Below are 8,820 nucleotides of genomic sequence, written 5' to 3'. Positions count from 1 at the left end.
TTACGCTCCTCCGCAATGGCGCTTCGGCGCCGTTCGCGCATCTGGCGCCGGCGCTCCCCGGACGCCTCGCCAGGCAGCCTCACCGCTCTAGTTCGAGCCTTGCCGGGCAGCTGACTGGGCAATGCGCCATTACCGCGATAAAACATTTTAAATCATAGGTAATATGGCATACGCTGTGCTTGCTTTCCCGCAGGCGGTCGACGCTGTTACCCCCGGCCCGGCCGCCCCGGTTTCCTTCCGCCGCCCCCGCACCTCCGCGGACGGCGGGCTCCCAGTCCCGATCCATCTGTTCAATGCCGACGTGCATAGCCATACAGGAACAATAACGATGAACAGTCCGATCCAACCCGGTCTCGCCCCGGTCGACCGCGACGCGGAACAGCTCCGCGCGCTGGGCTATTCCTCCAACTTCGAACGCAGCATGAGCCTGTGGCAGAACTTCGCCCTGGGCTTCACCTATCTTTCGCCGGTAGTCGGCGTGTACAGCATCTTCGGCCTGTGCCTGGCCGCCGGCGGCCCGCCGATGTTCTGGTCCTACCTGCTGGTGGGCCTGGGGCAGATGCTGGTGTGCCTGATCTTCTGCGAGGTGGTTTCGCAGTTCCCGATTTCCGGTGGCGTGTACCCCTGGGCCCGACGCCTGGTGGGCAAGCGCTGGGCCTGGATGGTCGGCTGGATCTACTCGGTGTCGCTGTGCGTGACCATCGCCGCGGTGGCCCTCGGCGCCGGCCCGTACGTGGCCACCCTGCTCGGCTTCGAGGCCAGCCCGGTGACCAACACCCTGATCGGCCTGGGCCTGACCCTGATCGCCACCCTGCTCAACCTCAGCGGCACCAAGCTGCTGGCGCGGGTGGCCATGTTCGGCTTCCTCTGCGAGCTGATCGGCGCCATCGTCATCGGCGGCTACCTGCTGATCTTCGAACGCCACCAGCCGATCTCGGTGCTGTTCAACACCTTCGACATCCGCATCGACGGCGCCTACTGGCCGGCGTTCCTCACCGCCTCCCTGGCCGGCATGTTCCTCTACTACGGCTTCGAGGCCTGCGGTGACGTCGCCGAGGAAACCCCGAACCCGAGCCGGCGCATTCCCAAGGCGATGCGCATGACCATCTGGATCGGCGGTGGCGCCTCGATGTTCGCCGCCCTGGCGCTGATCCTCGCGGTACCGGACATGGCCGCGGTGATCTCCGGCGCCGACAAGGACCCGATGAGCACCATCTTCGGCAACGCCTTCGGCCCGACCGGCGCGCGCCTGGTGATGCTGGTGATCCTGGTGTCCTTCGTCTCCTGCGTGCTCAGCCTGCAGGCCGCCGCCAGCCGCCTGCTGTACTCCTACGCCCGCGACGAGATGGTCATGGGCAGCCGCCTGCTGCAGCGCCTGTCGCCCAACACCCACGTGCCGACCGCGGCCCTGGTGGTGTGCGGGGTGATCCCGGCGGCCATCGTGTGCATCGGCTTCTACCTGCAGAACGCCATCGGCACAGTGGTGAGCTTCGCCGCCATCGGCATCTACCTGGCCTTCCAGATGATCGTCGCGGCCGCCCTGTTCGCCCGCCTGCGCGGCTGGAAGCCGAGCGGCGCCTTCACCCTCGGCAAGTGGGGCTGGCCGGTGAACATCGCCGCGCAGATCTACGGCGTGCTGGCGATCGTCAACATGTCCTGGCCGCGTACTCCGGACGCGCCCTGGTACATCAACTACGGGATCATCCTGGTGGGTGCCATCGTGATCGCCGTGGGCCTGCTGTACATGACCCTGTTCAAGCCCTACGACAAGGGTAACGCCCCGGCCGGCGACGCCTGGAAGCTGTCGCAGCGCTGAGGTTCGTGGTTGAGTGAGAACGCCCGGTGAATGCCGGGCGTTTTCTTTTCTGGGGCGACTTGGGAGCTGAAGGGCTGAAAGGCCCCTCTCCCCAACCCTCTCCCGCAAGCGGGAGAGGGGGCTGGTCGGCGTGCGCGATAAGTCAGGAGTCAGCCGGCTGGCATGGAGCATCCTGCGTAAACCTATTCGTCTCGGCGCCAATCAGCCGCTGGCATCCTGCAACGGGGCTTGCGCGCTGTAGGCGTCGGCGAAGGGGATCGATGGGTGGAACAGCTCGCGCCATGGCGGGTTGCCGAAGGCTCGGGCCGAGTGGTGTTGCATCTGTTTCTGGAACAGGGCGTCGGCCTGGCGTTGCAGCGAGGGGTAGTCGACACCCACCACCTGGCCGCCCTGCATCACGCAGCGGCCGTCGATGTAGCTGGCGATGCAGTCGTCGCCGCGGCCGGCGGTGACCAGGTTCTTCAGCGGGTCGAAGAACGGCCCCTGGTGCAGCGCGCCCAGGCGGAACACGGTGATGTCCGCGCGGGCGCCGGCGGCCAGGCGGCCGAGGTCGTCGCGCCCCAGCGCGCGGGCGCCGCCCAGGGTCGCCGCGTTGTACAGGTCGAGGATGCGCGTGCGCTCCGCCGTGCCCTCCTTCACCCGGGCGATGTTCAGGCCCTGGCGCAGGTTGTCGAGCATGTCCGCCGGGAAGGTGTCGGTGCCCATGGCGAGGTTGATGCCGCGCTCGCGGTAGGCGCCGAAGGAGTCCAGGGCGTCGCCGTCGCGGGCGAACACCACCGGGCAGTGCACGATGCTCGCGCCGCCTTCTTGCAAGCGCTGCAGGTCTTCCTCGCCGTCGACGTGGATGCCGTGGGGCAGCACCGAGCGCGGGTTGAGCAGGCCCAGGCGCTGCAGCCATTGCAGCGACGACTGGCCGTGCAGGCGGCGCACCAGGTCCATTTCGTAGCGCGACTGGCAGCAATGCAGGCGCAGCGGCGCGGCCAGCTCGCGTTGCAGCGCCGCGCTGCGTTCCAGCAGCGCCGGGGTGCAGGTCTCGATGCGGTCGGGCAGCAGCGCGCCGCGCACCAGGCCGCCGTGGGCGCCGTCGAAGTCACGGAAGAAGCGCTCGGCGGCGGCCAGCCCGGCCAGGCCGGCGGGCTCGTCCCAGTGCTGCGCCGGGCTGCCGTCGGCGCAGGCGTAGGTCATGCCGCTCATGTAGCAGGGGCCGAGGTAGCTGCGCAGGCCGAGTTCGGCGGAGAGCGCGGCGACATCGGCGAACTCGTCGTAGCGCTCGGCCCAGCGCCGGTAGTACATGGAGGTGATCGGCATGGCCGTGGTGACGCCGTTGCGGATCAGCTGGGTGAAGGCGTAGCGGTACTTGAACAGCTCCTCGTCCGGGCTGTAGCACTCCTGCGGCCCGGCGCGCAGGTAGTCGGCCGACCACACCCGGCCCATGGCCCATTCGGCGCCATTGTCGAGGGTGAGCACGGTGGAGTCGAGGTCGCCGAGGGCGTCCAGGTCGATGAAGCCGGGGCCGATCAGGGCGTGGCCGTAGTCGATCCACTGCGCCACTTCGCCGGGAAAGCCGCGCCCGACGAAGAGGATGCGCCCGCCCTCGAAGACCACCTCGGCGTGGCGCCAGAGCACGTGCTGGCGCCCGTCGAAGCCGACCACGAAGCTGGCCTTGAGGCCGACGCGCGGCGTGCTCACAGCCGCGACTCCAGCAGGCGGCCGTGCTCGGCGACCAGCCGGCCGGCCTTGAACACCTGGCGCTGCGCCGGCCGCGCGACCACCGCCTCGCCCAGGCTCTGCGCCGGCAACAGCAGGAAGTCCGCCGGCTCACCCACATCGAGGGTCGCCGGTGCGCGGCCCAGGGCGCGCGAGCCGTTGGTGGTGGCGGCGGCGAAGGCGGCGGCCAGTTCGTCGTCCTTGCACAGGTCGAAGCGGAAGGCCAGGAGCATGGCGCGCTCCAGCATGTCGCCGTTGCCCATCGGCGACCAGGCGTCGCGGATGCCGTCCGAGCCCAGGCACAGGTTCACCCCCGCCTCGCGCAGGGCGAGGAACGGCGGTACCGGCGTGTCCGCCGGGGCCGAGCTCATCAGCGAGATTTCCAGCGCGGCGAGGCGCGCCGCCAGCGCCTGTACCTGGTGCCAGGGCGCCATGCCCAGGCAGTAGGCGTGGCTGATCATCACCCGCCCCTGCAAGCCATGGCGTTCGGTGTAGTCGGCGATCCGGGCGATCTGCCAGAGGCCCAGCTCGCCCTTGTCGTGCAGGTGGATGTCGACGCCGCGGCCGAACTCGCGGGCCAGGCCGAAGACGATCTCGAGCTGGGCGATGGGGTCGTCGTCGATGCCACAGGGGTCGAGCCCGCCGACGTGCTCGACGCCCATGCGCAGCGCTTCGCGCATCAGCTCGGCGGTGCCCGGGCGGCTGACCAGGCCGGTCTGCGGGAAGACCACGAACTGCATGTCGATCAGGTCGGCGTAGCGCTCGCGCAGCTCCAGCATGGCCTGCACATGGCTCAGGCCCAACTCGGGGTCGATGTCCACATGGCAGCGGAAGGTCAGCGAGCCACGGGCGATGCACTGCTCCAGCAGGGCGCCGGCGCGCGCGGCGATGGGCGCCTCGATCTCGCGCAGCACGCGGCGCTCGTTGGCGATGTAGTCCTTCAGCGTCGGCCCGGCACTGTTCGGCCGCCAGGGCTGGCCCCAGAGGGTCTTGTCCAGGTGGCAGTGGCTTTCCACCAGCGGCGGCAGCAGCAGCTGGCCGCCGCCGTCGAGGTCGCCGGCGTGCAGCGCGGCGTCGCTGGCGGGGCGGCGCTCGGCGATGCGGCCAGCACGGATGAGGAAGTCTTCGGCCGCTTCACCGAGCGGGCGGATGTTGCGCAGCCAGTAGCTGTCGATCATGGAGACCTCGAATGACATTTGATTCGGTCGCGGGAAGCAGCCACCGACCTCGCACAGCCCCACCCCGTCGTTCCCGCGAACGCGGGGATGACAGGGTGAAGGACGGTGCAGGTCCGTTCGCGAGCAAGCTCGCTCCTACGAAAAGCGAAAAGCCCTCAGCCCTTGAGCTTGGACCAGATCCGGTCCTGCAGCTCGCGGGACTTGTTGCTGCATTCCTTTTCCAGGCGCAAACGCTGCGCGTATTCCTCGGGCATGTTGATGGCGTCCATGACCTTCCACTTGGCGTCCAGCAACTTGTCGCTGTCGATGCCGTTGGAATAGGCGATGGCGTTGGTCACCGCGGCGGCGTTCTCCGGTTTCATCATCCAGTTGATGAAGACCTTGGCGTTCTCCGGGTGCGGCGCGCTCTTCGGCACGGCGAAGTTGTCCTGGAACGAGGCCACGCCCTCGCGCGGGTAGACGTACTTGATGCTGCCCTTCTGCGCGGTGGCGCGGGCGGTGGAGCCATTCCAGTTCTGCATCAGGATGACTTCGCCGGAGGCCATGCGGTCCACGGTGTTGTCCGAGCTGTACATCTTCAGGTGCGGCTTCTGCTTCTGCAGCAGTTCGAGGATGCGCTTGGCGTCCTGCGGGCTCTCGGTGCACTCGTCGATGTCCAGGTAGTGCGCGGCGGCGTTGATCAGGCTGCTCGGGGTGTCGAGCGCGGCGACCTGGCCGTCCAGCTCCGGGCGCGGCTCGAAGAATTCCTTCCAGGAGTCGTCGAGCTTGCCGCCCGACACCCGCGCGCTGTCGTAGGAGAAGCCGGTGGTGCCCCACAGGTAGGGTGCCGAGAACTTGCGCCCGGGGTCGAAGGCCGGGTCGCGGAAGGCCGGCTTCACGTACTGGAAGTTGGCCAGCTGTGGCGTGTCGATCTCCAGCAGCAGGTCCTGGTGGATCAGCGTCTGCATGATCGAGTGCGAGGGCACTATCACGTCGTAGGTGGCGCCGCCGGCCTGCAGCTTGGCGAGCAGCGTCTCGTTGCTGTCGTAGCCGTCCATGGTGACCTTGATGCCGGTCTCCTTCTCGAACTTGGCCAGCAGTTCCACCGGGTAGTAGTCGGTCCAGTTGTAGAAGAACAGCTGCTTGGGTTCTTCGGCCTGGGCGGCGCCGGCCAGCAGGGCGAGGCTGAAACCGGCGAGGCCGTGACGCAGGGCTTGCAACTTCATGGTCGTTCTCCGCGAAGGAAGGTCAGCGAATCAGGCCTCGTGCTTGCCGCGCTGGCCGAGCCAGTACGAGAGCACCACGAGGACGATGGAAATCACCAGCATCAGGGTCGAGATGGCGTTGATCTCGGGGGTCACGCCGGCCTTGATGGCCGAGAAGATGTACACCGGCAGGGTGGTCGAGCCGGGCCCGGCGACGAAGAAGGTCATGATGAAGTCGTCGAGGCTGACCACGAACGCCAGCACCGCGCCAGACAGCACCGCCGGCCACAGCAGCGGCAGGGTGACCCGGCGGAACACCTGCCAGGGGCTGGCGTAGAGGTCGCCGGCGGCTTCCAGCAGGCTCTTGTCCAGGTCGTTCAGGCGCGCGCGGATCGGCAGGTAGGCGAAGGGGATGCAGAAGCCGACGTGGGCGACGATCACCGTCAGCAGGCCCAGCTTGATCCCCAGCGCCATGAACAGCAGCAGGGTGGCCACGGCGATGACGATCTCCGGCAGGATCAGCGGCAGGTTGATGCCGCCCTCCACCAGGCGCCGGCCGTAGAAGGGCCGCGAGGTGGCCAGCGCCGCCGCCAGGGCGATGGCGGTGGACAGCACGGTGGCGCAGCCGGCCACCACCAGGGAGTTGAACGCCGCGGTCTGGATCGACGGGTTGGCGACGATGCGCCCGTACCAGGCGAAGGAGAATTCCGTCCACACCGTGGCCGAGCGGTTGGCGTTGAAGCTGTAGCCGATCAGCACGAGGATCGGCAGGTACAGGTAGGCCAGCACCAGCAGGCTGGTCTCGCGGGTGCCGGGGAGTTTCTTCAGGTGCTGGGCGATCATGCGGCGCCTCCCAGGTGGACGGACTTGGCCGCCTTGCGGCTGTAGAGGGCGAACAGGACCAGCGCGAGCAGCATGATCCCCAGCAGCAGGAACGACAGCGAGCCGCCCAGCGGCCAGTTGCGCGCGGTGCCGAACTGCTGCTGGATCAGGTTGCCGATCATCAGGGTCTTGCCGCCGCCGAGGATCGCCGGGGTGATGAAGGCGCCCAGGCTCGGCACGAACACCAGCAGGGCGCCGGCGATCACGCCGGGCATGGACAGCGGCAGGATCACCCGGCGCAGCGCCTTCCAGCGCGTGGCGCCGAGGTCGTAGGCGGCTTCCACCAGGCGCCAGTCGAGTTTCTCCAGGGTCGAGTAGATCGGCAGGATCATGAACGGCAGGAAGCTGTAGACCAGGCCCACGCAGACGGCGAAGTCGTTGTACAGCAGGGTGATGCCGCCAGCCTGGGGGAAGAGCGCGTTGACCCCCTGGGCGATCCAGCCGTTCTCGCGGAGGATGATCAGCCAGGCGTAGTTGCGGATCAGCAGGTTGGTCCAGAACGGGATGGTGATCAGCAGCACCATCAGGTTGCGCGCCTTCTCGTTCAGGCTGGTCATCCACAGCGCCACCGGGAAGCCGAGCAGGAAGCACAGCGCGGTGGTGCCGCCGGCCTGGAACAGCGAGCGCAGCAGCGCCTGGGCGTACACCCAGTTGAGCTCCAGATTGCCGTCGAAGTCTTCCTGGAAGAACAGCTGCACGTAGCTCTGCAGCTGCCAGCCGGCGTGCCAGTCGACGCCGCCGTAGAGGTTGCGCGGCAGCAGGCTGATGTAGCCCATGATGCCCAGCGGTATGGCGATCAGCGCCAGCAGGGTCAGCGCCACCGGGCTGAGCAGCAGCAGGCGGCTGGTGGTCGGGGACGTGGCGGTGACGCTCATCTCAGGCCTCCATCAGCAGGCAGGCCTGCGGTGGCAGCTGCACCGCCACGGCCTCGCCGACGGCGCGGGCGCGGCCACCCTCGTTGCCCTCGCGCAGGGTGATCTGCGAGGCGTCGGGCAGGCGGCAGCGGTACAGGGTGGCGGTGCCGACGTACATCACCGTCTCGATCACCCCGCGCAGGTGGTGCGGCTGGGTGGGCTCGACCAGCTTCGAACGCTCCGGGCGGAAGGCCAGTTGCACCCGCGTCGGGTCCAGGCCGCCAGGCAGGCTGCAGGGGATGTCCACCGGCATCGCCGCCGGGCGGAACAGCTCCAGCTCGCCTTCGCCGCGACGCAGTTGGCCGGGGAGGAAGTTGATGTCGCCGATGAACTGGGCGACGAAGCGATGCCGCGGGCGTTCGTAGATTTCGTTGGGGCTGCCGACCTGCATGATGTTGCCGTGGGACATCACGGCGATGCGGTCGGACAGGGTCAGCGCCTCTTCCTGGTCGTGGGTGACGAAGATGAAGGTGATGCCCGCCTCCTGCTGCACGCGCTTGAGCTCCACCTGCATTTCCTTGCGCAGCTTCAGGTCCAGCGCCGACAGCGGCTCGTCGAGCAGCAGCACCGCCGGCTTCGGCGCCAGCGCGCGGGCCAGGGCCACGCGTTGCTGCTGGCCGCCGGACAGCTCGGCCGGCTTGCGCCGCGCCAGGTGCTGCATCTGCACCAGCGCCAGCATTTCCTCGACCCGCGCCGGGATGGCCTTGCGCGCCAGGCCCTGCATCTCCAGGCCGAAGCCGATGTTCTCGGCCACGTTCATGTGCGGGAACAGCGCGTAGCTCTGGAACACGGTGTTGATGCGCCGGCGGTAGGGCGGCAGGTCGTTGACCCGCTCGCCACCGACCAGGATGTCGCCCTCGCTGACCTTCTCGAAGCCGGCGATGCTGCGCAGCAGCGTGGTCTTGCCGCAGCCGGACGGGCCCAGGAGGGTGAAGAACTCGTTGTGGGCGATGCTCACCGAGACCCGGTCGAGGGCCGGGGCGAGCCGGGGGTCATCGGAGTAGCGCTTGCTGACGCCGCGCACCTGGACGGAGGATGAGTGATCCATATTGGTGCATTCCTCTTGTTTTTGTATGCAATAATTGGATGCAACATAGGATTAACCGGTTTATTTTTGTTCCGCAAGGGGTTTTGTGCGG

7 protein-coding genes are annotated in these 8,820 nt (G+C 68.0%); 1 reads left to right on the top strand and 6 read right to left on the bottom strand.

Translation table 11 applies throughout. From position 1 onward, the window contains the following. The first annotated feature begins 328 nt into the window (after positions 1 to 328). Positions 329 to 1,816 carry an APC family permease gene (locus tag P3W75_RS29405; RefSeq protein ID WP_276230848.1) on the top strand — a complete coding sequence of 496 codons (1,488 nt, stop codon included), beginning with the start codon at positions 329 to 331 and terminating at the stop codon, positions 1,814 to 1,816. Between the two features lie 201 nt (positions 1,817 to 2,017). Here the strand turns inward: P3W75_RS29405 and P3W75_RS29400 are convergent, their stop codons facing one another. The 6 genes from P3W75_RS29400 to P3W75_RS29375 all read right to left on the bottom strand — a co-directional run bounded on the left by P3W75_RS29400 (position 2,018) and on the right by P3W75_RS29375 (position 8,729). Beyond that, on the bottom strand, positions 2,018 to 3,505 hold the full coding sequence (locus P3W75_RS29400) for an amidohydrolase family protein (RefSeq protein ID WP_276230847.1): 1,488 nt from the start codon (positions 3,503 to 3,505) through the stop codon (positions 2,018 to 2,020). Continuing rightward, on the bottom strand, positions 3,502 to 4,701 hold the full coding sequence (locus P3W75_RS29395) for an amidohydrolase family protein (RefSeq protein WP_276230850.1): 1,200 nt from the start codon (positions 4,699 to 4,701) through the stop codon (positions 3,502 to 3,504). The genes P3W75_RS29400 and P3W75_RS29395 overlap by 4 nt, the downstream gene beginning before the upstream one ends. 155 nt (positions 4,702 to 4,856) lie before the next feature. After that, positions 4,857 to 5,906 (bottom strand): extracellular solute-binding protein, encoded by a 1,050-nt coding sequence (locus tag P3W75_RS29390; RefSeq protein ID WP_276230846.1) that lies wholly within the window; start codon positions 5,904 to 5,906, stop codon positions 4,857 to 4,859. Positions 5,907 to 5,936: 30 nt separating this feature from the next. After that, complete coding sequence (locus P3W75_RS29385; protein ID WP_276230845.1) at positions 5,937 to 6,728, bottom strand: ABC transporter permease; 792 nt, start codon at positions 6,726 to 6,728, stop codon at positions 5,937 to 5,939. Further along, entirely contained in the window at positions 6,725 to 7,642 is a 918-nt protein-coding gene (locus tag P3W75_RS29380; protein ID WP_276230844.1) for an ABC transporter permease, read from the bottom strand. Before P3W75_RS29380 ends, P3W75_RS29385 begins: the two co-directional genes overlap by 4 nt. 1 nt (position 7,643) lies before the next feature. Beyond that, positions 7,644 to 8,729: an ABC transporter ATP-binding protein gene (locus tag P3W75_RS29375; RefSeq protein ID WP_276230843.1), complete on the bottom strand. Its 1,086-nt coding sequence runs from the start codon at positions 8,727 to 8,729 to the stop codon at positions 7,644 to 7,646. Between the last annotated feature and the right edge of the window lie 91 nt (positions 8,730 to 8,820).

Origin of the sequence: Pseudomonas citronellolis (assembly GCF_029335315.1) — a bacterium.
GTDB classification, from domain to species: Bacteria; Pseudomonadota; Gammaproteobacteria; order Pseudomonadales; family Pseudomonadaceae; genus Pseudomonas; species Pseudomonas citronellolis_A.
This window is presented reverse-complemented; position numbering and strand designations above follow the sequence as displayed.

Excerpts from the sequence above, each read along its gene's own strand:
- P3W75_RS29405 (WP_276230848.1), top strand. The coding sequence starts at position 329 with ATGAACAGTCCGATCCAACCCGGTCTCGCCCCGGTCGACCGCGACGCG.
- P3W75_RS29395 (WP_276230850.1), bottom strand. The coding sequence starts at position 4,701 with ATGATCGACAGCTACTGGCTGCGCAACATCCGCCCGCTCGGTGAAGCG.
- P3W75_RS29390 (WP_276230846.1), bottom strand. The coding sequence starts at position 5,906 with ATGAAGTTGCAAGCCCTGCGTCACGGCCTCGCCGGTTTCAGCCTCGCC.
- P3W75_RS29385 (WP_276230845.1), bottom strand. The coding sequence starts at position 6,728 with ATGATCGCCCAGCACCTGAAGAAACTCCCCGGCACCCGCGAGACCAGC.
- P3W75_RS29380 (WP_276230844.1), bottom strand. The coding sequence starts at position 7,642 with ATGAGCGTCACCGCCACGTCCCCGACCACCAGCCGCCTGCTGCTGCTC.
- P3W75_RS29375 (WP_276230843.1), bottom strand. The coding sequence starts at position 8,729 with ATGGATCACTCATCCTCCGTCCAGGTGCGCGGCGTCAGCAAGCGCTAC.